This window comes from Paenibacillus sp. Y660 (assembly GCF_057221575.1).
In genome coordinates, this window is record NZ_JBXBBJ010000001.1 from 492,372 (window position 1) to 515,492 (window position 23,121).

Annotated in this window: 23 protein-coding genes; 18 read left to right on the forward strand and 5 right to left on the reverse strand. The window is 48.3% G+C overall.

Features of this window, described 5'->3' with window-relative positions:
• Window positions 1–65 precede the first annotated feature (65 nt).
• The 3 genes from AC2TDN_RS02260 to AC2TDN_RS02270 all read left to right on the forward strand — a co-directional run bounded on the left by AC2TDN_RS02260 (window position 66) and on the right by AC2TDN_RS02270 (window position 4,215).
• Window positions 66–833: an ABC transporter ATP-binding protein gene (locus AC2TDN_RS02260; protein WP_484686884.1), complete on the forward strand. Its 768-nt coding sequence runs from the start codon at window positions 66–68 to the stop codon at window positions 831–833.
• Complete coding sequence (locus AC2TDN_RS02265) at window positions 820–2,757, forward strand: ABC transporter permease (RefSeq protein WP_484686885.1); 1,938 nt, start codon at window positions 820–822, stop codon at window positions 2,755–2,757. Before AC2TDN_RS02260 ends, AC2TDN_RS02265 begins: the two co-directional genes overlap by 14 nt.
• 516 nt (window positions 2,758–3,273) lie before the next feature.
• Entirely contained in the window at window positions 3,274–4,215 is a 942-nt protein-coding gene (locus AC2TDN_RS02270; RefSeq protein ID WP_484686886.1) for a YhfM domain-containing protein, read from the forward strand.
• A gap of 121 nt (window positions 4,216–4,336) precedes the next feature.
• Here AC2TDN_RS02270 and AC2TDN_RS02275 read toward each other — a convergent pair whose 3' ends face one another.
• On the reverse strand, window positions 4,337–5,479 hold the full coding sequence (locus AC2TDN_RS02275; protein ID WP_484686887.1) for a metallophosphoesterase: 1,143 nt from the start codon (window positions 5,477–5,479) through the stop codon (window positions 4,337–4,339).
• A gap of 256 nt (window positions 5,480–5,735) precedes the next feature.
• On the opposite strand from AC2TDN_RS02275, the gene AC2TDN_RS02280 reads away from it, so the two are divergent.
• A complete protein-coding gene (locus AC2TDN_RS02280; protein ID WP_484686888.1) occupies window positions 5,736–7,904 on the forward strand; it encodes a DNA topoisomerase III in 2,169 nt (722 codons plus the stop codon).
• 319 nt (window positions 7,905–8,223) lie between these two features.
• The gene (locus AC2TDN_RS02285; RefSeq protein ID WP_484686889.1) at window positions 8,224–8,895 is read left to right on the forward strand and encodes a YheC/YheD family protein; all 672 of its coding nucleotides are present in this window, start codon (window positions 8,224–8,226) and stop codon (window positions 8,893–8,895) included.
• 69 nt (window positions 8,896–8,964) lie between these two features.
• Here AC2TDN_RS02285 and AC2TDN_RS02290 read toward each other — a convergent pair whose 3' ends face one another.
• Window positions 8,965–9,492, reverse strand: a complete 528-nt coding sequence (locus tag AC2TDN_RS02290; RefSeq protein ID WP_482064919.1) for a GbsR/MarR family transcriptional regulator — start codon at window positions 9,490–9,492, stop codon at window positions 8,965–8,967.
• A gap of 293 nt (window positions 9,493–9,785) precedes the next feature.
• Here AC2TDN_RS02290 and AC2TDN_RS02295 point away from each other — a divergent pair, with 293 nt between their 5' ends.
• From AC2TDN_RS02295 to sda, 7 genes are all read left to right on the forward strand, one after another.
• Window positions 9,786–10,655, forward strand: a complete 870-nt coding sequence (locus AC2TDN_RS02295; protein WP_482064918.1) for a carbohydrate ABC transporter permease — start codon at window positions 9,786–9,788, stop codon at window positions 10,653–10,655.
• A gap of 32 nt (window positions 10,656–10,687) precedes the next feature.
• A complete protein-coding gene (locus tag AC2TDN_RS02300) occupies window positions 10,688–11,530 on the forward strand; it encodes a carbohydrate ABC transporter permease (RefSeq protein ID WP_484686890.1) in 843 nt (280 codons plus the stop codon).
• 56 nt (window positions 11,531–11,586) lie between these two features.
• Complete coding sequence (locus AC2TDN_RS02305) at window positions 11,587–12,945, forward strand: ABC transporter substrate-binding protein (protein WP_484686891.1); 1,359 nt, start codon at window positions 11,587–11,589, stop codon at window positions 12,943–12,945.
• 12 nt (window positions 12,946–12,957) lie between these two features.
• Window positions 12,958–13,752 carry an HAD family hydrolase gene (locus tag AC2TDN_RS02310; protein WP_482064915.1) on the forward strand — a complete coding sequence of 265 codons (795 nt, stop codon included), beginning with the start codon at window positions 12,958–12,960 and terminating at the stop codon, window positions 13,750–13,752.
• Window positions 13,742–14,083 (forward strand): DMT family transporter, encoded by a 342-nt coding sequence (locus AC2TDN_RS02315; protein WP_482064914.1) that lies wholly within the window; start codon window positions 13,742–13,744, stop codon window positions 14,081–14,083. Before AC2TDN_RS02310 ends, AC2TDN_RS02315 begins: the two co-directional genes overlap by 11 nt.
• Window positions 14,084–14,110: 27 nt before the next feature.
• On the forward strand, window positions 14,111–14,950 hold the full coding sequence (locus AC2TDN_RS02320) for a metallophosphoesterase family protein (RefSeq protein WP_484686892.1): 840 nt from the start codon (window positions 14,111–14,113) through the stop codon (window positions 14,948–14,950).
• Between the two features lie 321 nt (window positions 14,951–15,271).
• Complete coding sequence (gene sda / locus AC2TDN_RS02325; RefSeq protein ID WP_482064912.1) at window positions 15,272–15,415, forward strand: sporulation histidine kinase inhibitor Sda; 144 nt, start codon at window positions 15,272–15,274, stop codon at window positions 15,413–15,415.
• 32 nt (window positions 15,416–15,447) lie between these two features.
• Here the strand turns inward: sda and AC2TDN_RS02330 are convergent, their stop codons facing one another.
• The gene (locus tag AC2TDN_RS02330) at window positions 15,448–15,687 is read right to left on the reverse strand and encodes a hypothetical protein (protein WP_484686893.1); all 240 of its coding nucleotides are present in this window, start codon (window positions 15,685–15,687) and stop codon (window positions 15,448–15,450) included.
• A 117-nt stretch (window positions 15,688–15,804) separates the two neighbouring features.
• A complete protein-coding gene (locus AC2TDN_RS02335; protein ID WP_484686894.1) occupies window positions 15,805–16,806 on the reverse strand; it encodes an NAD(P)/FAD-dependent oxidoreductase in 1,002 nt (333 codons plus the stop codon).
• A gap of 337 nt (window positions 16,807–17,143) precedes the next feature.
• Between AC2TDN_RS02335 and AC2TDN_RS02340 the strand changes: the two genes are divergently transcribed.
• The 3 genes from AC2TDN_RS02340 (at window position 17,144) to AC2TDN_RS02350 (ending at window position 19,164) form a co-directional block, all read left to right on the forward strand.
• Window positions 17,144–18,337, forward strand: a complete 1,194-nt coding sequence (locus AC2TDN_RS02340; RefSeq protein WP_482064909.1) for an NAD(P)/FAD-dependent oxidoreductase — start codon at window positions 17,144–17,146, stop codon at window positions 18,335–18,337.
• On the forward strand, window positions 18,337–18,606 hold the full coding sequence (locus AC2TDN_RS02345; protein WP_484686895.1) for a hypothetical protein: 270 nt from the start codon (window positions 18,337–18,339) through the stop codon (window positions 18,604–18,606). The genes AC2TDN_RS02340 and AC2TDN_RS02345 overlap by 1 nt, the downstream gene beginning before the upstream one ends.
• A gap of 204 nt (window positions 18,607–18,810) precedes the next feature.
• Window positions 18,811–19,164, forward strand: coding sequence for a hypothetical protein (locus AC2TDN_RS02350; protein ID WP_484686896.1), 354 nt, complete (start codon window positions 18,811–18,813; stop codon window positions 19,162–19,164).
• Here AC2TDN_RS02350 and hemQ read toward each other — a convergent pair whose 3' ends face one another.
• Window positions 19,165–19,911 carry a hydrogen peroxide-dependent heme synthase gene (gene hemQ, locus AC2TDN_RS02355; protein ID WP_482064907.1) on the reverse strand — a complete coding sequence of 249 codons (747 nt, stop codon included), beginning with the start codon at window positions 19,909–19,911 and terminating at the stop codon, window positions 19,165–19,167.
• 163 nt (window positions 19,912–20,074) lie between these two features.
• Here hemQ and AC2TDN_RS02360 point away from each other — a divergent pair, with 163 nt between their 5' ends.
• The 3 genes from AC2TDN_RS02360 to dnaI all read left to right on the forward strand — a co-directional run bounded on the left by AC2TDN_RS02360 (window position 20,075) and on the right by dnaI (window position 22,981).
• Window positions 20,075–20,365, forward strand: coding sequence for a YuiB family protein (locus AC2TDN_RS02360; protein WP_484686897.1), 291 nt, complete (start codon window positions 20,075–20,077; stop codon window positions 20,363–20,365).
• A gap of 105 nt (window positions 20,366–20,470) precedes the next feature.
• A complete protein-coding gene (locus AC2TDN_RS02365) occupies window positions 20,471–22,006 on the forward strand; it encodes a replication initiation and membrane attachment family protein (protein WP_484686898.1) in 1,536 nt (511 codons plus the stop codon).
• Window positions 22,007–22,024: 18 nt separating this feature from the next.
• A complete protein-coding gene (gene dnaI, locus AC2TDN_RS02370; protein ID WP_482065311.1) occupies window positions 22,025–22,981 on the forward strand; it encodes a primosomal protein DnaI in 957 nt (318 codons plus the stop codon).
• Window positions 22,982–23,121 lie beyond the last annotated feature (140 nt).

Here is a 23,121-nt window from a genome sequence, read left to right on the forward strand (position 1 = left end):
GATTGGCTGAGGTAGAATAAGGTATGCGCAGAAGACAAAACGTTACAAAAGCGGAGGTAATATAGATGAGAACGGTAGTAGAGGCAAAGCAAGTCAAAAAAATATTCGGCTCCAAGGGCAACTTGTCGACAGCTCTGCAAGAGATTGATTTAACGGTGCTTGAGGGCGAGTTTGTCGGTATTATGGGCCCATCCGGCTCAGGCAAGTCGACGCTGCTGCATCTGATCGCGGCAATCGACGAGCCAACGAACGGCAGCATCTCCATTGACGGAGTCAATCTGCATGCGATGAACGAGGAGCAGGTGTCAAAATTTCGCCGCGACAAGCTTGGCTTCTTATTTCAAGATTACAACTTGCTGGACACGCTGACGGTGAAGGAGAACATCCTGCTGCCGCTCGCGCTCGCTAAAGTGAAGGTCGCTGAGCTGGAAAGCCGGGTAGATGATATTTCCGAGAAATTTGGGATCAGGCAGCTTCTTGATCGTTATCCCTATCAGCTGTCGGGCGGACAGAAGCAGCGTACGGCGGCATCGCGGGCAATCATTGCAAGGCCAAGTCTGCTGCTGGCAGATGAACCGACAGGGGCGCTCGATTCGAAGTCGGCAACCGATTTGCTGGAGAGCCTGAAGGCTCTGAACGAGCAGGATCAGGCGACGCTCTTAATGGTGACGCATGACGCCTTTGCGGCAAGCTACTGCAGCCGAGTGCTCTTTATTAAGGATGGCGTTATTTTTACTGAATTAGTGAAGGGCCAAACGCCGCGCAGCACCTTTTTCCGAAAAATATTGGATGTGCTCTCGGTGCTTGGAGGTGGAGCGGGTGACCTTATTTAGTACCGCACTCAAAAACATGAAGGGCAATTTCCGCAATTACTTCATTTATTTCATCTCGATGATGTTCAGCGTAGTCATTTATCATACATTCGTATCGCTGCAATACAGTCCTGACATTCAAGCCAGCATCGCCTTATCGAAAAATGTAGAGATGACGTTTAGGATGGCTTCCGGTATATTGATTTTGTTTGTTGCTATATTCATCTGGTATTCCAACTCGTTTTTCACGCGCAAAAGGAAGAAGGAGGTTGCCCTCTATTCCTTGCTCGGCGTGCGAAAGCGAACCATTGGCCAAATGCTCTTCTATGAAAATCTCCTCATTAGCGTCGTCGTTCTTGCTGTGGGGATTCTAGTAGGTACGCTGCTCTCCAAAATGTTCGCAATGCTGCTCTTGAAGCTGCTGGGCTCTTCGGTTGAAATCGGCTTCTCCATATCGACGAGCGCGTTTTTGAATACGACGGTTGTGTTCGTCATCATCATTTTGATCACGTCGATTCAAAGCTACAGGCTGATTTATCGCTTTAAGCTCATCGAGCTGTTTCAAGCAGATAAGCAAGCGGAGGTAATCCCGAAGCCATCGCTGCCATTTGCGATTCTAGCTGCCGTGCTGCTTGCAGCGGGATATTGGTTTATATCGCTGCCCTTCAAGACAGAGGAAGACTTGATGCGCAATTACGGCGTTGCCTTCGTTGGCATCACGTTCGGCACCTATTTGCTGTTCCGATCCTTGACCGTGTACCTTTTGCGTCTCTCCCAGAACAATAAAGCCCGTTATTATCGCGGTTTAAATGTCGTTGGTACGTCGCAGCTGCTGTTCCGCATGAGAGGAAATGTGAGCACGCTGACGCTCATTGCCTTGCTTAGCGCGTTCACGCTGCTGGCGACAAATATTGCTTTTAGCCAGTATTACACGAACACTGAGCATGCCGATCAACAATCGCCATTTAGCTATATGCACATTTCGCAAGGGGAAGCGTTCGATCAGCAAGTGAAGCAAACCGTGCTGGCGGACGAGGCGCATCCTGTGCGTGTAGAGCTCGATATTCCGGTCATTAAATCGGCGGGTTATAGCACAAGCTTCGAGTTGCTGCCAGAGCGGTATTCGGAGGAGGATGATAAGCCGGTCAAAATGATTTCGGCAAGCACTTATCAGGCTATTGCGCAAGCATTGGACAGAGATACGAGCGTGGATCTGGCTGATGATCAGGCAGCCGCCATTCGTCCGATGTATACCGATAATGAATGGTCCGATTATGAGAAGGAGCAGCTTACGATCGAGCTCGCTGAGCAAAGCTGGCAGCTATCATTCGTCCAGCTTCTGGATAAGCGAGTGCTAAGCTGGACGTTTCCCGACTTTGTAATGGTAATCAGCGATGGGCTGTATTCGGAGCTTGCTGAGCGGGAAGCGCCTATCGTCTACAAAGCATATAAGGTGGCAGACGAGGTGTCGGCTGTAGAAACCTCTGAACAGCTTATGAAGCTTGCAGGTGCAGAACAAGCGGGTATGTCATCCTACTACAACGTTTACAAAGAAGGGCTGGAAGACACCGGTATCGGAACGTTTGTGGCTGTTTTCCTAGGGTTGGTGTTTCTCGCTGCTACGGGCAGCGTGCTCTATTTCAAGCAGCTGACGGAAGCCCATTCGGATAAAGAGCGCTATGAGGTTTTGCGCAAAATAGGCGTAACGAGGAAAGAAATCAGCAGCACCATTTTGAAGCAGTCGCTCTTTATTTTTGGACTTCCGCTTCTCCTCGGCGTAACGCACAGCGTGATCGTCGTGAACGCCATGTCCAAGCTGTTTTCCAATCTGGTCAACGTTGATTTTACGGTGCCCGTCCTTTTTTCCACAACGTTATATGTCGTTATTTATCTGTTTTATTATGTTTTGACGGTGAATTCATTTAACAAAATTGTGAATAGCTAGAGCAATTAGCCCAAAACGAGCCTTGGTAGTGATACAGGGCTCGTTTTCTTTTGTTCTATTTTAGAAAAAAGAGTATTTGTACAGAAGTTGGCAATCCGCCGCCGTCAGCCCAACCAGTCAAACCACCCACCAGCCCAACCAGCCATCAGTCAAACAGCCAACAGCCACCAGCCCAACAGCCACTCGCCCAACCAGCCATCAGTCAAATCAGCCACCAAAAACACACTAGTTCTATTCAAAGGGATCGAGCGTGCATTGAGCATTCCTTTTTCACTAGCTGGCTGCAGCTAGTTCAAAGGGAGCTCCTATGCTTAGAACAGTGGGTGAGCCTGGTTCGCATCGTATTCCGACAGCTGCCATATACGGATTGGCTTTGCAGATGAAGTGGAACCTTTTTCCAAACTCAATCGTCTAAAAGGTTAACGTGATGCTAATACGCGATAAATGTCATACTCATCTATCAGCTTTATTGCATAAAAATAACAGCAAGCTTCTTTTAGAGGGAAAAGGGGTACTATGTCGAAGCGTGGATATTTGGTTGCAGTTGGCGTATTGGTTGCAGCTGCCGCAATTTTGTTGTTTTTGTTTCGGGTTAGCGAGGAGCAAGTCAGCGTCGTGAGAATGATTGATTTTGAGCAGTCAGCGCCTAATTCGCAAATCGTTTGGAAGGACCAACAGTCCGTCAGAGCGTTCGAGCATGCATTTCGCTTTGGGAAGAAGCTGGCCGGTAGGGTTGATATCGCCGTGCCTCATTACTCGGTAACATTAGGGAAGCAAGTCTATCTGCTTTGGCTTTCGGATCAGAGTGAACGGGGCAATTTTATGAAAGTAGAGGATTACCGTGCCGGTACGCTATACACCATAAGGGAGTCCTCCACGAAGAAGCTGCAAGCGCTGCTGAAGCAGGCCTACCCCGAAAGCAGTTCTAGATCAGCCGGTGAGAGCGCGGATGAACGAAATATTGACTTGTCTGTACTAGAGGAGGTTGAGAATGGACTAACGCCCCCGCCAAGCATATCGCCCTCGGCAGCGGCTAAAGAGCAGACATCTCCACCTCTAGCGTCCGCTACGCCTGTCCCAGTTCCTCCTTCGCCGATAGTCGAGGCGTTTACTCCTGCTTATTTGGACGTTTCATCCTTTACCGAAGAAGAGCAACCGCTTATCGGGCTTATTAATTTGCGGATACAATATATGCATGAGGGCAACTGGGATAAAATGTTGGACCTGTATACAGAAAATGCGCGCAAGGCGAGGGAAGGCTCAGGAAGCTATACAGGCTTCACGATTACGAGCATAAGCGTGGAGGAAGATATAACGATCAAGGAGCAAAGATCGCTGTTCGAGGCTGTCGTTCAGGTCGATGCTGCAAGAAACAATGGCGATGTTGGGAGAACGTTATACGTGTTCCAGAAGGGGAAAGAAAAAGGCGCTGAATGGCGCATAGCAGACGTGGATTAGATGTGCAACAACAATAGCGGCATCATATGGCTTTTTTACTCGGTGAGCGGCTCTAGCAGCCGCTAATCAGAGTATTAAGTACATGTAATGCCGCTATTTTTTATGCTGCTATTAACGGCTACTAACTGAACTCTACTTCAATATGAATTACCTCAGAGCGGCTGCCGATCCGTACGGGAGGCCCCCATGTGCCAAAGCCTGACGAAACGATCGCATGCAGCCCGCCTTTCTTTAAATAACCCCAATCCAGCTCGAACATTTTTCTCGTTATGAGATGGTTGGGCATCATTTGGCCGCGATGGGTATGGCCGGACACGGATATGTCGATGCCGTTCTCGGACGCTTTGGCGATATCGGACGGCTGATGATCGAGCATAATGAGCGGCCTCGATTGATCGAGCGGCGCAATTAGATCGTGGATAGGGAGCCTTCCGCCAGATCCGAACCCTGCGGACGCTTTATCCTTGCGGCCGATGACGTAGAAGCTGTCTGCAATAAGCGCAGCCTCGTCCATAAGAACGCGAATGCCGATCGCATCCATTGCCTTTATGAATTCAGGCACCTTCCTGCCGATGTATTCATGATTGCCGGTTACCGCATACACGCCGAGAGGAGCGTTCAACTCGCCTAGCACGGCAGACATGTTTTTACGAAGAAATGGCTCGATATCATCATCCAAAATGTCGCCGGGAAGCAGGATAAGATCCGGCTTGATCTGCTTCACCTTAGAAACTAAGCGCCTCAAGTGCCGATTGCCGACAATCGTTCCCAAATGAAGGTCGGATGCCATCGCAATGCGCAGCTTTTTCAGCTTCCCGGCAGGCTTCGGCACTTGAACGTGGTAGGTGCGGATGATCGGACTCCACGCATTCCATGTCCCGCGAACGATCAGAACGACCATCAGGAGCAAGGCGATGCTGCCTACACCAACGACATAAACCGATTTTTCGGCTCCGGCTGCTTTTAAGAGGAGAGAAATGATGTTGGCAGGCGGCAAAATGAGCACGGCGTATTCGAGAACGGCGAACCAGTAGGAGCCGACCAGCTTGAAAGCTTCCGCAATGGGTTTGAACGGAGCTCGGTATGCTAGCCTGCCGATCATGTACGAATAAGCGATTAAACCGGCAACGAGCGAGTAGAAGCCCGTTTTTTCCCAATTAAATAGAGTAGAGAAGAACAGCCAACCATTCCAACCGATATAGAAGGATATACCGCTGTATACGAGTAAGATGCCAACAACAATAGCAACAAAACGCAGCTTCATTCATCAACGCTCCCTAGCTCTTAATCTGCTTACTTATAAGCTGAATTTACTATATCACACCCGCATTCTAGCAGCAAAATTCACAAGAATTAGAGGAATAGCAAGAGCAGGCCAAGCAACGACGGAAGGGGGACCGAAGCTTGAGGCGTTGCGCAGGCAGCGAGCCTATGGTATCGTTTCGTCATAGTGAATGATGCGTTTTTCTAATAAGAAAAAATAGATCGCGCATCTAAATGAAATGGAGCGAATAACGCAAATGAAATCGCTTGTATTAGCAGAAAAGCCGAGCGTGGCCAAAGAAATTGCCCGCGTGCTCGGCTGTGGACAGAAGCAAAAAGGGTATATGGAAGGCTCTAAATATGTCGTAACCTGGGCGCTGGGTCATTTGGTGACACTGGCAGAGCCGGAGGAATACGATCCGAAATATAAGACATGGAATTTGGAAGATTTGCCGCTGCTGCCTCCGAAAATGAATCTGAAGGTGATGAAGGAAACGTCGCAGCAATTCCGCACGGTAGCACAGCTTTGCAAGCGGCAGGACATCAGCGAGCTTATTATCGCGACCGATGCAGGACGGGAAGGCGAGCTTGTCGCACGCTGGATTATGGAGCTTGTCCATTGGCGCAAGCCCTTCAAGCGCCTTTGGATTTCGTCGCAGACGGACAAGGCGATTAAAGACGGCTTCAGCAGCCTGAAGCCCGGCAAGGACTACAACAATTTGTATGCGTCGGCCGTTTGCCGAGCGGAGGCAGATTGGCTGATTGGCCTTAATGTTACGAGAGCGCTGACGACAAAATATAATGCCCAGCTGGCCGCAGGCCGAGTGCAAACGCCTACGCTGGCGATGCTGATGGAGCGGGAGCAGGAAATCCAGTCGTTCCAATCACAGCCTTACTGGAATGTATCGGCTGATTTTGGCACGTTTTCCGCGCAATGGCGCGAGCAGGATTCGCATGATGGACGAGTATGGGACAAAGCGGGGGCGGACGCGATTGCCGCAAGGCTGCAGAAAGGCTCGGCTAAGGTAGACAAGCTTCGCACGGTTGAGAAATCGGAGCCGCATCCACAGGCGTATGATCTGACCGAGCTGCAGCGGGATGCGAACAAGCGGCTCGGCTTCTCGGCTAAGCAAACGTCCAACGTGCTTCAGAAGCTGTATGAGCAGCATAAGCTTGTCACCTATCCGCGTACCGATTCCAGATATTTGTCGAGCGACATGGTGCCCACCTTGAAGGGGCGATTGGAGAGCATCGCTGTCGGCCCTTATGCGCAGCTGGCCCGCAAGCTGATTAGAATGCAGCTTCCCGTTACAAAGAGAATTGTGGATGACAGCAAAGTTACAGATCATCATGCTATTATTCCTACAGAGCAATTCGTCAACTTGGCGGCATTAAGCAATGATGAGCGCAAGCTGTACGATCTTATCGTGCGGCGGTTTATCGCTTTATTTTATGGTCCTTACCGTTATGACGAGACAAGCGTCGTGCTCGCAGCAGGCAAAGACCTCCTCTACGCAAAGGGGAAAATCGAGAAGGAAAAGGGCTGGAAGGAAATTTATCAGTCAGCCACCTATGCTTCCACCCAAGATGATGATGAAGACGATGACAGTGATTCGGGACAAAGCAAAGCCGACCGCCAGCCCGCACAGCTTCTTCCTCCTCTTAAGCTAGGCCAGTCGCTGTCGATCAAGCAAGAGAAGGTGCGGGAGCTGCGCACGCTGCCGCCTGCTAGATATACGGAAGCGACGCTGCTGACACGGATGGAGAAGCATAGCCTCGGCACGCCTGCAACGCGCGCCGATATTATTGAGAAGCTGCTCGGCACAGATACCATTACGCGCACGCAAAATAAGCTGATGCCAACCGGCAAAGGCAAGCAGCTAATCGAGCTTGTCGTTACCGAGCTGAGAAGCCCGGATCTGACTGCCAAGTGGGAGCAAGAGCTCGAACGTATTGCGAAGGGCAAAGGCGATCCGGCAGCCTTTATGAAAAATGTTCGTCAGCAGGCTGCGAAATGGGTGTCCGAGGTTATTGCGGAGACGAAGGAGTACAAGCCGCATAACCTGACGCACTCCCGCTGTCCCGAATGTGAGAAGCCTCTGCTTGAAATTAACGGAAAGCGCGGCAAGTCGCTCGTCTGCTCCGATCGTGAATGCGGCTATCGGCGTGCGGCGGAGCCTATGCTCTCCAATAAGCGCTGCCCGCAATGCCATAAGAAGATGGAAATTAAAGACGGGAAAGCAGGCAAATACGCACAATGCAAACCTTGCAATGTGATCGAAATGCTCGGCGACAAGCAGGGCGGCGGCAAAGCCAATCGGAAGCAAAATCAAAAGCTTATCGAGCAATATAGCGATAATACGTCGATGTCGAACAGCTTGGCGGACAAGCTTAAGGCGGCGCTTGAGAAGCAATCAGACAAGTAGCAATATGTATACCGGCAAGCAGCGTCCAAGCTAAACGGGCTGTTTGCCGGTTTTTTGTTATGAAGAGAATAAGAGCTATTTAAAGCGGTGGAACGTTTTGGGAACGGTGAATACGGTAATTCCGGTTATCATCTTATTTTTGATGATCGTAAGGCCGGAAAAGTCAATTGGTACAAATCGAGATGAAGCTTGCGATTCTAGCTTCTTAATATAGCAAAGCTCACGAATAAAGGCTCCTAACCTCCGCCATTCATCCAAGAGACAGGTAGTACACTGTCATATGCTATAAATGAAGCGATAGGAAAGGAGAGAGAATGCATTGGGTGGACATAATGGTAGATTGCTAGCTAACAAGTGGACCAAGACTGCGGCATTGCTTACCCATCCCAGCATCGCACCGCACATTCCGCCTACAAGAACATTTACGGCAAACAATCTTAGAAGCATGCTGGATACGTATCAAATGGTGGTCGTGAAGCCGGTGGTCGGAGCAGGCGGACATGGTGTAATGAAGGTTACGCGCAGCGGCGATGGTTATGCCTATACTTATTATTCGCAGACGAAGCGATTTGCTAGTTTCTCAGCGTTAATAGGTGCGCTTAACAAACAACGCAAGGGCCGTGCCTATCTCATTCAAAAAGGGATCTATTTGGCAACGGTAGACGGCAGGCCGATCGATTATCGGGTGAAATACGTGAAGACGGAGAATGGCTGGGTCATTCGCGCAATGGTCGGACGAATCGCCAGAAAAGGGCTGTTCGTAACGAATTTATGCCGAGGAGGCTCGCTCGTAACGGCTGCCAACAGCATTAGCAGATCGTTGTCATCCGCGCTGGTTGAAGAGAAGAAGCAGAAGATGCGTGAGCTCACTGCGTTATCAACGGATGTTCTCGAATCCAAATATCCGGGCTTTGCCCAGCTTGGCTTCGATTACGGTCTTGATAAGCAGGGGAGGATTTGGATATTCGAGGTAAATACGAAGCCTCAATAAACAAGCCACTACAAAAGGGTGCCCAGAAGTCAAATACACTTCTGCGGCACCCTTTTTGTTTGTGATTGGCTATTGATCGGAATTAGGCTCATTTTGCCGAAAAAATTGACCGTCCCTCAGCCCGTCGACAAACTGCTGAAGCCAGCTGTAATATTCGACGCCGTGCCGCAGCTTATGCAAATCCTTTAGGCAGAGCTGGCGTTCCTCTTCTCCGGTTTCGATATCCAAAATGATTTCAGACAAGGAAGGGATAACCTCGTTAATAGCTTCTAGCATTACATCGATCTCGCGCTGCAGCTTGGAAGCAAAAAAGTTCTGAAACGCTTGAAAAAAGTCAGTCTCCGCTACATATAAATCTTTGCGATCGAGCTTCTCATCCAATTTCATAATCATTTTTGAATCCATTAAGGAACGAACCGCATAGCTCATATTGCTTTTGCTCATATTCATTTGCTGCTTCATTTCCTCGAGCGTCATCGGTTTATCCTCAAAAAACATAATGCCGTAAAGCTGTCCGAATGAATAGTTAGCCCCGTATAAATCCATTGTCTTGGCAATGGCATCTATTATTTTTCCTCTTATTTGCTCTTGAGTCACTGGGGAACCGTCCTGATCACTGGTTGAAGCTCTTTTCACATCATCACCTGCAAGACTATATTTTATGATTCATTATACAGCATCAGCATCATGAATGGATGATTAGAAAGCCTTAAAGAAAGACGAAACTTTTACAAGATCTTTAACAGGCGTTGACGTTCAGATAACGCAGCTGTTTTAAACTGAGTGTACAATAATTTTTGAACAGTCGAGGTGTGTATCCAATATTAACGATATTTATAGCAAATGTTAAGAAAAAATTGAACGATAAATAGGAGATGATTAAACGCGATATGGCTAAGGAATGGAAGGCTCTATTATTTACGCTGCCAGCTTTGATTCCATTGATCGTATTTTGGATGATCCCGCTCGGAACTATTTTTTATTTGAGCTTTACCGATTGGGACTTTATGAGTCCGGTCAAAACATTTGTTGGTTTTGAGAATTACATTTATCTGTTCGACAACCCGGCCTTCTACCAATCGCTTGGCGTAACGCTGCTCTTCTGTATCGGAAGCGTGCTTCCGGTTATGGCTCTGGGACTCGTGCTTGCGCTGCTGCTTAACCGGTCGATGAAGGGCTCCGCCGTATACCGCACCCTCATGTTCTCCCCATGGGTTACGCCAACGGTTGCCGTATCTATCGTCTGGTCGTGGATATTCGAGCCTAAAGTCGGCATGGCTAATACGGTGCTGCGCTGGTTCGGCTTTGATGGAGTAGGTTGGCTTCAGGATACGAGCTGGGCGCTTGCAGGCGTGCTGATCGTTACCGTATGGAAGCTGATGGGCTGGACGATGGTGTTTTATTTGGTCGCCTTGCAAAATGTCCCGCGCGAGCTGCTTCAGGCAGGCGAGCTGGATGGTGCGGGAAGCTGGAGCAAGCTTATGCATATTACGATACCGCTTATATCGCCAACTACCTTCTTTCTATTTATTGTACAAACCATATCGGCATTGCAAGCCTACGATCAAATTAATGTGCTTACGCAGGGAGGACCTGCCGGCTCGACGAGAACGCTTCTTTATATGTATTATCAATCGGCCTTTGAGTCGTTTGACATCGGTGAAGCATCCTCTGTGGCGGTCGTGCTCGTGATTGCCTGTATGCTGCTTTCGATCGTTTCCTTTGCCATAGGCCGTAAAACGGTTCATTACAGCTCATAATTGTAAGCCGCATGGAGAGGAGAATTATTGCAATGTCAGCTAATCATGTTTTTCGGCGAACGATCAGGCATTTGTTTCTGCTGCTGTGCAGTGCCGTTATGGCATTTCCATTCTATTGGATGATAACAAGCGCGCTCAAAACAAATGATGAAATTTGGCAATTTCCGCCAACGTTTTGGCCGAGCTCTCCGCAGTGGGGCAATTTTCTCGCAGCGTGGCTAGAGGCTCCGTTCTGGCTCTATTTAACGAACAGCATCGTAGTAGCTTCTGTCATCGTTCTGCTTCAAGCTTTAAATTCAGCGATGATGGCCTATGCCTTGACGCATATGAGGTTTCGACTAAAGAAGGCCATTACGGCCATCATCATGCTTGGCTACATGATTCCGAACACAGCGGTTTACTTGCCGAGCTATATGATTTTGGCAAAGCTGCAGCTTTTGGATTCGTATGCCGGACTGATTTTATCCAATTGTGTCAGCGTGTTTTCCATTTTTTTGATCAGGCAAGCCTTTTTGCAGGTATCACATGAGCTGGTAGAAGCAGGGCAAATCGATGGTGCGTCGCATATGCGGATTTTGTGGGCGATTCTTGTTCCCGTTACGCGTTCCTCCTTCATCGTGCTCGCTCTTATTACGTTCATTGATCATTATAATAACTATTTCTGGCCAATGCTGATTACCAAAAATCCCAACCTGCAGCTTGTATCGGCCGGCCTAAGAAGCTTCTTCGTGGAAGGAGGGGCATATGGGTTGAAATGGCCGCTAATTATGGCGGCGAGCTCATTTACGATTATACCTCTGCTCGTATTGTTTCTATTTGCGCAGAAGACGATTATGAAAAGCTTCAATATGTCGGTTGGCGTTAACAAAGGGTAATTCAATCAAGAAAATGGCTTTTGGCTTACACAAATTGAGTGGAGGAATCAATGACAATGTTGAAAATGAAACAAGGCTTGGCTCTTATGATGGTATTATGCTTTGCGGTACTGGCAGCTTGCGGACAAAACTCGGGCAACACAAATTCAAATGCGAATAGCGGCGCTAACGCAACTGCTAACGCAACAGATGATGCGACCGTTGCACCTGCTCCAAAGGAGCCTGTGACAATTGAGTTCTGGTACGGGCTTGGCGGCAAGCTTGGCGATACGATGAAAGAAAAAATCGAATTATTCAACAGCTCGCAGAACGAGGTAATCGTTAATGGGATCGCCCAAGCGGATTACACCGAAACGGAGCAGAAGCTTCAGGCTGCGATTGCGGCTAAGCAGCCTCCGGCTGCCGTTCTTTCCTCCAATATGAACTGGGCTCAAAAAGGGCTATTCGCCGATATGAGCGATTTGATTGCTGCTGATGCTGCATTTAATAAAGAGGATTTTGTACAAACGTTTCTTGAGCAGGGCCAACTGGACGGCAAGCAATTTTTCCTTCCAATGTATGGCACGACGCAAGTCATGTATTACCGTAAGGACGCGCTTGAGAAGAGCGGATTGACGCCAGACGATTTCAAGACTTGGGAAGGCTTGGCGGCTGCCGCAACGAAGATGACGGTTAAAGCTGACGGCAAAACAAGCTTTTACGGATGGGAACCGATGTGGGGCAGGGAAAATATGATGGACGCCGTATTTAGTAAGGGTGGCACTGTTCTTAGCGAAGACGGCAAAACGGTTATGATCGACTCTCCGGAATGGATTGAGACGTGGGAGCTGTTCCGCAAATGGATTCATGAAGATCAAATTATGACGATCCACTCCGGCGGACAAGGCTGGGAGTATTGGTACAAAACGATCGATGATGTAATGAAGGGACAAGCTGCAGGCTACATCGGCTCAAGCGGCGACCAAGGCGATCTGGATTTCAATATCGTGGCAGCAATGGAACAACCGGGCTGGGACGGAATTGGCGCTGGGAAACCGGTAGCAAGCGCAATTATGGCAGGCATACCGGCTGGTGTTAGTGAAGAGCAAAAGGCTGCTGCATACAAATGGCTGACGTTCTTCTCGGAAACAAAAAATACAGCTTCATGGTCCATCAGCACGGGCTATATCGCAGTTCGGTCATCCGCGCTGGAGGATGCGGAATATAAAGCATTCGGCGAGAAAAATCCTCAAATTAAAGTGCCGCTCATGCAGGCTGCCCATGCATCCGCGCCATTCCAGGATCCAACAGGCGGTAAAATCAATGATGCGCTCAAAATTGCGGCAGATAAAGTGCAAATCGGAAATATTTCTGCCGAGAAAGCGCTCAAAGAAGCAAAGGAAACGGCGCAGAAGGAGCTTGACAGGTTAAAATAGGAGAGATGAAATATGCCTAACTTAATGATAAACAATCGAGCATATAAGGTGGCAGGCATCTTGTTCGATAAGGATGGAACGCTGCTCGACTTTATCGCGATGTGGGGCTGCTGGAGCGAGTCTGTTTTTAGTGAATTGAAGCAACAGCTAAAGCGTCGAGGAATGACCATTCAACCAGATCGAATACCAACCCTTTGGGGAACAAAGCATGGAATTGACAACAGGATCATCGATTATGATCGGAATGGCCCGCTTGCCATGGGGACGATGCAGGACTTGTACGCCGTAATTGCTTGGCAGTTATACAGCGAAGGCTTGTCTTGGGCCGAAGCGATGGAGATTGTTCAGCAATGCAAGAAGCACGCGGATATTGAGCTGGAGCGCTTGCGCCCAGCTCGTCCGCTTCCCGGCAGCATTGATTTTCTGAAGAGCTGCAAGAACCATGGGATTAAGCTTGGTGTTGTCACCGCAGATGAAACAGAGGCTGCAAACAAGCATTTGGAATGGCTTGGCATTCGAACCTATTTTGATGTTGTGATCGGCAATGATCTGGTAGAGAGGGGCAAGCCTTTCCCTGATATGCTTCAGCTTGCATGCCGGAAGCTGGCTATTGACTGCTCTGAGGCTGCTATTATTGGCGATACCAATGGAGATATGCGGATGGGACTAGCGGCGGGAGCCGCTGTAACGGTCGGCATCGCTGACGTAGGGGAAAACTGCAGCACCCATCCACTGCTTTCAAACGCCAAAGAAGTAATTGGATCATACACGCAGCTAAGTTTGAGGAGTCAAGCTCATGAAGACTGAAATGGGTTGGGGCTGGACATTTCTGCTGCTTGCAATCGTGCTTGAACTGTCGGGAACCGTTTCGATGAAATATTCGGCGGGCTTCTCGCGATTTTGGCCGTCTGTACTTATGTTTTTATTTTATGGAGCCAGCTTTACGATGCTTAACTTCGCGCTTTCTTATATGAATGTGAGTGTTGCCTATGCGATTTGGTCAGGTATTGGCATCATCCTAATTACAATGGTTAGCTTTATCATTTTTCATGAGAAACTTCCCCTCTCTTCGCTGCTGTGGATCTTTGTTATCGTAGTTGGAGTCGTGGGCTTGAATATGAGTGTAAAAAGCCATTAATTATAGGAAGAATGGGAGAGGAAGAGGATGCAGTCCCCCATCATTAGCTTTCAGGTAATAACAGACACCCATGTCACGCCTGAGCGGGATCATATTTATAACAGGCATTTGGAGCAAGCGCTGAACGATATTGCCGCCCATTCGACAAATAGCATAGGCATTATGCATGTCGGGGACGTAACGGATCATGGGCTTCGCACCGAGTACGAGGAATTCGTTCGCATTTGGGAGACTTGCAAGGCCGGACTGCCGAATATACAGTTCATACTTGGCAATCATGATCTATTTCTTGGCGAATGGAGCAGCCAGCTTAAGCTCTATGAATCGTATACGGGTATGAGCGGAGCTTATTATGATAAATGGCTGCATGGCTATCATTTTATATTTCTTGGCTCCGAGCAAGGCGGCTTGAAGGACTTTGCATATTTGACGGAGGAGCAGCTCTCATGGCTAGATCAAAAGCTTGGCGAGGAAGCATCCCAAGCAAAGCCTGTGTTTTTATTTCTGCATCAGCCGCTGAAGGATACGGTTGCCGGCTCGCTCGAAGGGCAAGGCTGGCATGGCGTCATACAAGATGAAGAGCTGAAGGCGATTCTAGCTAAACATCCTCAAACGATAATGTTTAACGGCCATACGCATTGGGAGCTGGAAGCAGGTCATGCTTGCTTTGCAGGAAACGGCAAAACCGCTACCATATTTAATGCGGCATCAGTTGCGTATTTATGGACGAATGAGGATGTCTACAAAGAGGGCAGCCAAGGCTATTATGTTGACGTTTACGAGGATAAGGTTGTCGTGCGCGGCAGAGATTTTGCGGCTTCCTCTTGGATCGATAAAGAGCAATACGAAGTGATACTACAAGGATAACTTAACAATTAGCCCCTTTGGGGCTTTTTTTATGCAGTTGCATGCAATCTAGTGATGAAAAAAGGGATTGGCGTCAATATATTCCATTAATAGATTCATAGATTGTGATTAAAGTTTTTTATTGAGATGATGTAAAAATGTCCTGTGGATAACTATATCCACATTATCCACCCTGATTTTACTCATTGTTCGAAGGGTATACACACACTATGCACATCGTATCCACAACATCTTGTGAATAACTAGGACTGTTGTCCTTCCAATAGTGCCATGCTACTATAATTAAGAATTAACCAAAGGATGGAAGAAAGGGTGTGTAGTATGGAGCTACTGTCTGACGAAATGTTAGTAGACACTTATTATGCAGCTATTCAATTTGAATTAGAGCAAGAATTTATTCGAATGCTAGCTATCGAATTGAAGCGCAGGCGCATGAATCCGGAGACCGCCAAAATTACCGCTTAACGCAAGTCATAACCTTTGCTCCGACAACATGATTACCATTCCGTAACCGAAACTTCGGTTGTTTGCTTGCAGGTCGAGCAATATAGAAGATGCTTGCAGGATGAAGAATCCTGTACATGCACATCACTTAGCAACGGCTCGACTTCGATCTGCTCGTAGGGAGCATAAGGACCTGTTAGATCAGATGAACGACCGCAATCTACAATTGCGCCATCGCAAGAGGAGCAGCGTATATGCAGAGATTGAATTCCGTTGCAAACGGGACAAAACATAAGGGTATCCTCCTTGGCACACCTTGCATATGTATGCAGTAGGTGCAATGAATTGAATGGGCCAAGATTAGGATACCCTTATGTTATTTTTTTTAAAAGGAATATAAATGGAGTGAATTAAAGCTTCATATTGCTGCTATGGCCAGGCGACAGCTTTGCGCTAGGATCTACATACACCTTCGCATTGTTTATGGCGGTTGGAGCCTCTCCGAAGCCTACAGCGATAAGCTTGAGCTTGCCCGGATAGGTCGTTACATCGCCTGCCGCGAAAATACCCGAAATATTCGTTTCCATCCGAGTATCCACGATAATGGAGCCGCCTTGAATATCGATTCCCCATTCTGCTATCGGCCCCAGAGATGAAATGAAGCCAAAGTTAACGATGACGGCATCAACATCCAGTTCGATAGCTTCTGCAGTTTTAATATCCGTTAAGGTAACCCTATTAATGTACTCTTCGCCATGAAGCGCCGTAATTTCCTTTGGTGTAAGCACGTTTACGCTCGAGTTCATAAGGTTCTCCACGCTATGCTCATGCGCGCGGAATTTATCTCGGCGATGGATCAGCGTCACGCTCTCTGCAATAGGCTCAAGCATAAGCGACCAATCCACAGCTGAATCGCCTCCGCCGCTAACAAGCACCTTTTGCCCCTTAAAACGCTGCAAATCGCCGACAAAATAATGAAGGTTTTTTTTCTCGAATCGAGCGGCCTCCGGCAGTTCTAAGCGCCGCGGCTCAAATGCGCCAACTCCTGCAGTAATGATAACCGCTTTAGCATAATGTTTGGTTTTGTCTGTTATAATTTCAAAGAGGCGCTCATCGTGCTTGATGACGTTCGTCACCTTCTCCTCCAGACAAATCTCCGGTTTGAAATGATCGAGCTGTTCCTTGAGACGGTCAACCAGCTCTTGAGCAGTAACCTTCGGAAAACCAGCAACGTCGTAAATATATTTTTCAGGGTAAAGCGCTGCGAGCTGACCGCCAAGCTGGGGCATGCTCTCAATAAGTTTGACTGACGCTTGGCGCATACCGCCATAGAAAGCTGCGAACAACCCAGCAGGGCCACCACCGATGATAATGATATCGACGGGGTTTTCGGCTGTTAAGGCATTAGACAATTGAAGCCACCTCCACTTTATAAGCTAAGCTATACGATTTTTATTATAAACTTTCACAGATGAAGAAGGAAATGATTAATTTGTATAGAGTTCTAAACAATTTCGTATATTTTGCCCTTGAACTTTTACTTAAAACTATGTAGAATTTCTGATGTATGTATGCACGGGACTGGTTGCAAAAGGTAACGAAACTGTTGCTTACTCGCAAGAGATTCATTGATAAAAACGCTTTAAATAGAACAAACTGAACTTATAATTATCATACTTCGGTTTAGCTTGTGTAATTTTTCACAATGTACAACTACAAAGATAAATTAGGAATGGATGGGATTAAACGATGAGCAACATACCAAAAATCGTTATTCTTGGCGCAGGGTACGGCGGCGTTTTGACTGCGCTTCGTTTGCAAAAAGAATTAAATTACAATGAAGCTGACGTTACTTTAGTCAATAAACATGACTACCACTATATTACGACACATCTTCATATGCCGGCTGCAGGCACGGACAATCCGGAAAATGCCCGTGTAAGCATCTCCAAATTGATTGACGAATTTAAAATCGATTTCGTGAAATCGACAGTCGTTCAAATTCGTCCGCAAGATAAAAAAGTGATTCTCGAGGACGGCACGCTGTCTTACGATTATTTGGTCATCGGCCTCGGCGGCGAGCCTGAGACATTCGGTATTCCCGGCCTCGGCGAGCATGCCATGAACATCCGCAGCATTAACTCGGTTCGCTTGATCCGCGAACATATTGAATATCAATTTGCCCGTTACAAGCGTGAGCCTCACCGTACGGATTATTTGACGTTTGTAGTAGGCGGCGCAGGCTTCACTGGCATCGAGTTCGTCGGCGAGCTATCCGACCGTATTCCTGAGCTGTGCAAGCAATTTGACGTCGATCCAGGGCTTGTGAAAATCTACAATATCGAAGCGGCTCCTACGGCGCTTCCTGGCTTCGATCCCGAGCTTGTTGAATACGGCATGGACGTATTGACGAAGAAGGGTGTTACGTTCCGCATTGGCACAGCAATCAAAGAATGCTCGCCCGAGGGCGTAGTTGTCGGCGAAGGCGAAGAAATCAAATCGGCTACTGTCATTTGGACCGGTGGTATTCGCGGTAACCGCCTCATTGAAGAGGCTGGCTTTGAAACGATGCGCGGACGCGTAAAAGTCGATGAATTCCTTCGCGTTCCTGGCAATGACAACATCTACATCGTAGGCGACAACTCGCTGATGTTCAACCCGGAAGGGCGTCCCTACCCGCCGACTGCTCAAATCGCGATGCAGCAAGGCGTCGTTTGCGCGCATAACCTGGTTGCATCAATTCGCAATCAGCCGCCGAAGAGCTTCACGTTCAGCAACAAAGGTACGGTAGCATCCCTTGGCAAAGGCGAAGCAATCGGCATCGCCTTCGGCAAAAAATATAAAGGCCGCATTGCAGCGTGGTTGAAGAAAGCGATCGATCTGCGTTACCTGTTCATCATCGGCGGCATACCGCTCGTTTTGCGTAAAGGGAAATTTCTATAATGCGTCACTGCAGCGTTCAAGTTCGCGGCTTGTTGACGAGAGATGAACTAGACCGTTATAACGCATTGATGGAGGTCGGTTCCTTCCTGGAATCACAAACGCGGTACGACTTGGCCTACACGGTGCAAAAGGAAGTGGACCTGCTCATTCAGCCGGCAATCGAGCGGCTGAAGGACAAAGGCAGAGAGCGCGATCGCGCGACGCAAGAGTATTTGGAAGCAAAGCGCCTCGGCTCCAATGGTGATGAGGACGAAGAGGAAGATAACTAATAAATAAAGGCTTTCGCTAATGAAACAGCATCGTATGCTGATCAGGGCGGAAGTCTTTTTGTTGCAAACAATCCTTGCTCGATATCCCAATTGATATTGGAAAGGCTATCAAACAGTTGGTTATCCTCATGTAAAGGAAATGAGGAGAAAATGTAGATTAAACCAAGCTTTATTCATGGCGAACTGGGTCCAGACCATGTCATTGTGAATGATAAGCTGGGGCCTTATTTGATCGATATTGAAGGAAGCATGTACTATGACTTGGAGTATGAGCATAGCTTTCTGGCATTTCGATTTGGCGATGACTATTCCTATTTGGATAACGCTCATCTCTACCGCAGCAGAATGTTATCTTACAAGTTGTATCACCATATCTCATGTACCTCCGGCGGATTGAAGCTGCTTGATCGGGGTTTCCCTAATCGGGGGCTGGCTGAAATGATCGTCGTGCATAATTATAATAGCGCGTTTAAATGTATTGAATTAGGAGAAGGCGACCTGAAAAAAGAGAAAAGACAGTCCGAGCCGGTTGAACAAGGAGGCTTGGACTGTCTTTGATTATAGCTGAAGCAAGGCTGCGAATTTGTCGCTGCTTAGCAGGTTGCCGACATAAAACTCGCCGAAATCCGCGTAGCGAGCGCTCACTTCATCAAAGCGCATTTCATAAATCAGCTTTTTAAATTGAAGCGCATCGTCGGCGAACAGCGTAACGCCCCACTCCCAGTTGTCGAAGCCAACGGAGCCGGTAATGATTTGTTTCACTTTGCCTGCGTACTGGCGACCGATCATGCCGTGGCTGCGCATGAGTGTTTTGCGCTCGTCCATGCTGAGCATATACCAATTATCTTGGCCATCGCGGCGTTTGTTCATCGGATAGAAGCAAATGTGGTTCGCTTTCGGAAGCGTTGGCTTCAGTCTAGCGATAATATCCGGGTTTTGCATCGGATCCGAGCCCGGCTGTGCCATGTAGTTGCTCAGCTCCACTACGCTTACATAGGAATGCACCGGGTAGGTGAAGCTTGCGAACGTCGTTTTGTTGAATGCCGTCTCGATTGCGCTCAGGTCCTCTAGCGTCTCGCGCAAATGCATGAATACGAAATCAGCCTTTTGGCCAATGATTGAATATACGGCGGTGCTGCCTTGCTTATTTTCCTCAACCGCTGCCCATTGCTGCAAAAAGGATTGCAGCTCGTCCAGCGCGCGGCTGCGCTCGCTTTCATCGGCTAAGCGCCATGCGGTCCAATCGATGCTGCGGAAATCATGCAGCGCGTACCAGCCTTCTAATGTTTGTGCTGCTTCACTCATTGAATATTGCCCCTTTCAAGCTCCATAATGATGCTGCAATCATTGTATCGTAAGGAGGGCAGGCTGAGCAAATGGCGGTCTTGTGACATTTGGCCTCATCTAATTGACTTCCACCTAGCCATTAATTAAACTAATAAACGAGAGTCTGAAGGGGGAAGTTTCGATGCTTCAATTGATTATAGCGACAGTGCTGTTTTTAGTCATGATGTTCGGTATTGGATTTATTCTGAATATGTTGTTAAAAACAACGTGGTTTCCGATATATTTATTTATTCTCGTTTTGATCCCGCTTGGTATTTGGGCGCCATGGGACAAGTCGGCTACAGCGACGATAGAGAATTTTGCTCATTATACGATTTTCGACTACATACCGGTTATCGGAGCGCTGATAGGCGCCTATGTGAGCGGATGGGCGATTCAAGCGCTGCGCAAGGGCGGATACAAAATGTTTTAATCGAAGAATCCCTCATTCGGGGGATTTTTCTATTTTTCGACCCGTCATGAACAGCTGTTTTTATGCTAAAATGATAGAATGAAAGCAAGGGATGGAGCTGATGCTATGCGCATCAATAATATATTGCAGTACACGGAACATCATCGGTATTACATATTTCGCGATTTTTCATTAAGCAGCTTGGACTATAAAATGCTGTCGCTCATCTATCAGCCGATGATCGGCGCGTTTGCGATTGCCTTTTACCAGCAGCTTTATCACGGAATTGCGGAAGGTACCTCTGGATATTCTTCTATAGAACCGCAGCGAAAGCTATTTCTTGGGCAAGGGCTGGAGATGAACGAGCACAGCCGCAAGCATCTGATCGAGCAGGCATCTAAGCTGGAAGCGGTAGGCCTCCTGCAGACATCGCGGCTTGGCGTACCCGATAATGCGGATGTTATCTATGAATACGAGCTTGCACAACCGCTATCGCCGGTAGAGTTCTTTCGCAATATGCATTTAACGATGCTGCTTCGCGACAAGATTGGCAAATATGCCGTTATCTCGCTCCGCGAATCGTTTGGCGCAAACGAGCCGGATGAGCTGGCTGGCGCGCAATTATCGAAGGAAAATATATCGGTGCCATTCTACGAGCTGTTTAAGCTCAATATGCAATCGGTAGACAATGAGCTTGAGCAAGCGCTGACGGAGGTTGCACCGTCGCGCCAAGCCGCTGCGAGAACCTCGCAGGCTTCAGCAGGCATTCCCTACGGGGAAATTATATTGCGATTCCCCCGCAATTCCGCTAACCGAAGGTTTGTTGAACGTTTGCGGAGCGATGAGGAACAGCTGTCGCAGGTTAACTATGTCGCGTACAAATATAGCTTAGAGGTAGTAGATATATGCCGCTTGCTTGATGAGGACGGCATCTTTGGAGAGAGCGGCGAGCTGCAGGTCGATGAGCTTCAGCTGCGAGCCAATCAGCTGTACCGTCAGGACAAGAAACGGGAGGGCGAACGCCAGCGCACGTTGTCACGCACGCAAGTGATCGCGAGCGAGGAATCCGCGGATTCGGACGAATTGACGGAGGAGTACGAAGTACAGGAGCAGCATTATTTGCAGGTACCGAACCAGCTGCTTGGCCGCTGCGACGTTCAGCAATACAATATGCTGATGAGAAATGAACCGCATACGCGGTTTTTGCAGCGCTTTTTCCCGGGCGCCGTACCGGATTGGATTGAGCGGGTATTTGAGAGAATTGACCTTAATTATAAGCTGGCAGGACCGGTTATAAATGTACTCATTCATTATGTTATAGGGGCGAACGACGCCCAGCGCGTAACGAAGACGTTTTTGGATGCAGTAGCGTCGAATATGCTCGTTAAGCAAATCGATACGTTCGAGAAGGCTGTATTATATGTGCGGGAGCAAGCGCAAGTGGAGCAGGATAAGGAGCGCCGCAAGGAAGCGTCAGCCAGCTTTGCTGGAGGGGGCTACAGCGGCTCTAAAGGCGGCGCGCGCAGTACAGGCAACAGCCGCGGAACTTCGCGCAAGCCTTCGATTCCTATCGTGCAGGAGGGACAGTCCGCTTCGGCGGTATCGGCAGACGAGCTGGAAGAGCTGCGCAAGCTGGCGCGGAAGCTGGACGGCAATTCATAGAAGCGGGGTGAGCAGATGATGGAGTCAATGGGCGAATTGCTAAAGGCATGGCCGACAGGTAAAGCCCTTACGGATCAGGCGGAGCAAAAGCTGACCGAGCTGCTCGCAGAGCCGCTGGTTGAGAAGCTGCGGGCTAAATATCCGGATTTGGACGAGCGGACGATCAGGCTTAACTTGAACCGCGTTTATCAATATGTTACTGAGTATCGCAATTGCAGCAATTGTCCTGGTTTAGATAAATGTCCGAATGATTTTGAAGGGCACTATACGCTGCTCAGCTCTGATACGATTAATGGCCTTACACAGCTGTATGATCGCAAGGTGGCATGCAAAAAATTTATCGCGAGGCAAACGGAGGATCAAATCCGCAGCCGCGTCCGCAGCTTCTATATTGATGAGAAGGCGCTGCAGCGCGGATATTCATCCGATGAAATTTTGACCAATGATATGGAGCGGGCGAAGGCAGTTGGCCAGGTGCTTCGTTATATCGATCGTACGAAGGAGCAGGGCTTGCAGGAGGAAGGCTTGTATTTGGCAGGCCGCTTCGGAACCGGCAAGACGTTCCTCATGTGCTACCTGCTGCATGAGCTGGCGAAGGCGGGATATTCCGGCGTTATCGTCTATATGCCCGATTTCGTTGAGGATTTAAAGTCGCTGATGCATGAGCCGGGCAAGCTGAAGGAAACGGTCGAGATGATGAAGGAAACCGATCTGCTGATCTTTGACGATATGGGTGCGGAAAATTTAAACCCATGGGTTCGCGATCATGTGCTTGGTGCGATTTTGAATTACCGGATGCAGCGGAAGCCGACTTTTTATACGTCCAACTATGAGCTGGAGGCGCTGGAGCGGCATTTCAGCTTCACCAGCAAGGACGGCGATGAGCTGCACAAGGGGCAGCGGATTATGGACCGCATACGGCCCTATGTCGAGGTTGTAATGGTAACGGGAGAAAACAAGCGCGGACGGAAATAGGAGAACAGAGCTTTGGTTAGCGGATGCCTTCACACGAGGGAACGGCTAACTAAAGCTTTTTTTATGTTTTCAATATTGGGAAAATAAACCTTCTTTATCCCATGATGGTTGAAAGCGTATACAGATTAATGGCTGACTTG

Coding starts and splice junctions, on each gene's coding strand:
- AC2TDN_RS02260 (WP_484686884.1), top strand. CDS start 66: ATGAGAACGGTAGTAGAGGCAAAGCAAGTCAAAAAAATATTCGGCTCC.
- AC2TDN_RS02270 (WP_484686886.1), top strand. CDS start 3,274: ATGTCGAAGCGTGGATATTTGGTTGCAGTTGGCGTATTGGTTGCAGCT.
- AC2TDN_RS02275 (WP_484686887.1), bottom strand. CDS start 5,479: ATGAAGCTGCGTTTTGTTGCTATTGTTGTTGGCATCTTACTCGTATAC.
- AC2TDN_RS02280 (WP_484686888.1), top strand. CDS start 5,736: ATGAAATCGCTTGTATTAGCAGAAAAGCCGAGCGTGGCCAAAGAAATT.
- AC2TDN_RS02295 (WP_482064918.1), top strand. CDS start 9,786: ATGGCTAAGGAATGGAAGGCTCTATTATTTACGCTGCCAGCTTTGATT.
- AC2TDN_RS02300 (WP_484686890.1), top strand. CDS start 10,688: ATGTCAGCTAATCATGTTTTTCGGCGAACGATCAGGCATTTGTTTCTG.
- AC2TDN_RS02305 (WP_484686891.1), top strand. CDS start 11,587: ATGTTGAAAATGAAACAAGGCTTGGCTCTTATGATGGTATTATGCTTT.
- AC2TDN_RS02310 (WP_482064915.1), top strand. CDS start 12,958: ATGCCTAACTTAATGATAAACAATCGAGCATATAAGGTGGCAGGCATC.
- AC2TDN_RS02315 (WP_482064914.1), top strand. CDS start 13,742: ATGAAGACTGAAATGGGTTGGGGCTGGACATTTCTGCTGCTTGCAATC.
- AC2TDN_RS02320 (WP_484686892.1), top strand. CDS start 14,111: ATGCAGTCCCCCATCATTAGCTTTCAGGTAATAACAGACACCCATGTC.
- sda (WP_482064912.1), top strand. CDS start 15,272: ATGGAGCTACTGTCTGACGAAATGTTAGTAGACACTTATTATGCAGCT.
- AC2TDN_RS02330 (WP_484686893.1), bottom strand. CDS start 15,687: ATGTTTTGTCCCGTTTGCAACGGAATTCAATCTCTGCATATACGCTGC.
- AC2TDN_RS02340 (WP_482064909.1), top strand. CDS start 17,144: ATGAGCAACATACCAAAAATCGTTATTCTTGGCGCAGGGTACGGCGGC.
- AC2TDN_RS02345 (WP_484686895.1), top strand. CDS start 18,337: ATGCGTCACTGCAGCGTTCAAGTTCGCGGCTTGTTGACGAGAGATGAA.
- hemQ (WP_482064907.1), bottom strand. CDS start 19,911: ATGAGTGAAGCAGCACAAACATTAGAAGGCTGGTACGCGCTGCATGAT.
- AC2TDN_RS02360 (WP_484686897.1), top strand. CDS start 20,075: ATGCTTCAATTGATTATAGCGACAGTGCTGTTTTTAGTCATGATGTTC.
- AC2TDN_RS02365 (WP_484686898.1), top strand. CDS start 20,471: ATGCGCATCAATAATATATTGCAGTACACGGAACATCATCGGTATTAC.
- dnaI (WP_482065311.1), top strand. CDS start 22,025: ATGGAGTCAATGGGCGAATTGCTAAAGGCATGGCCGACAGGTAAAGCC.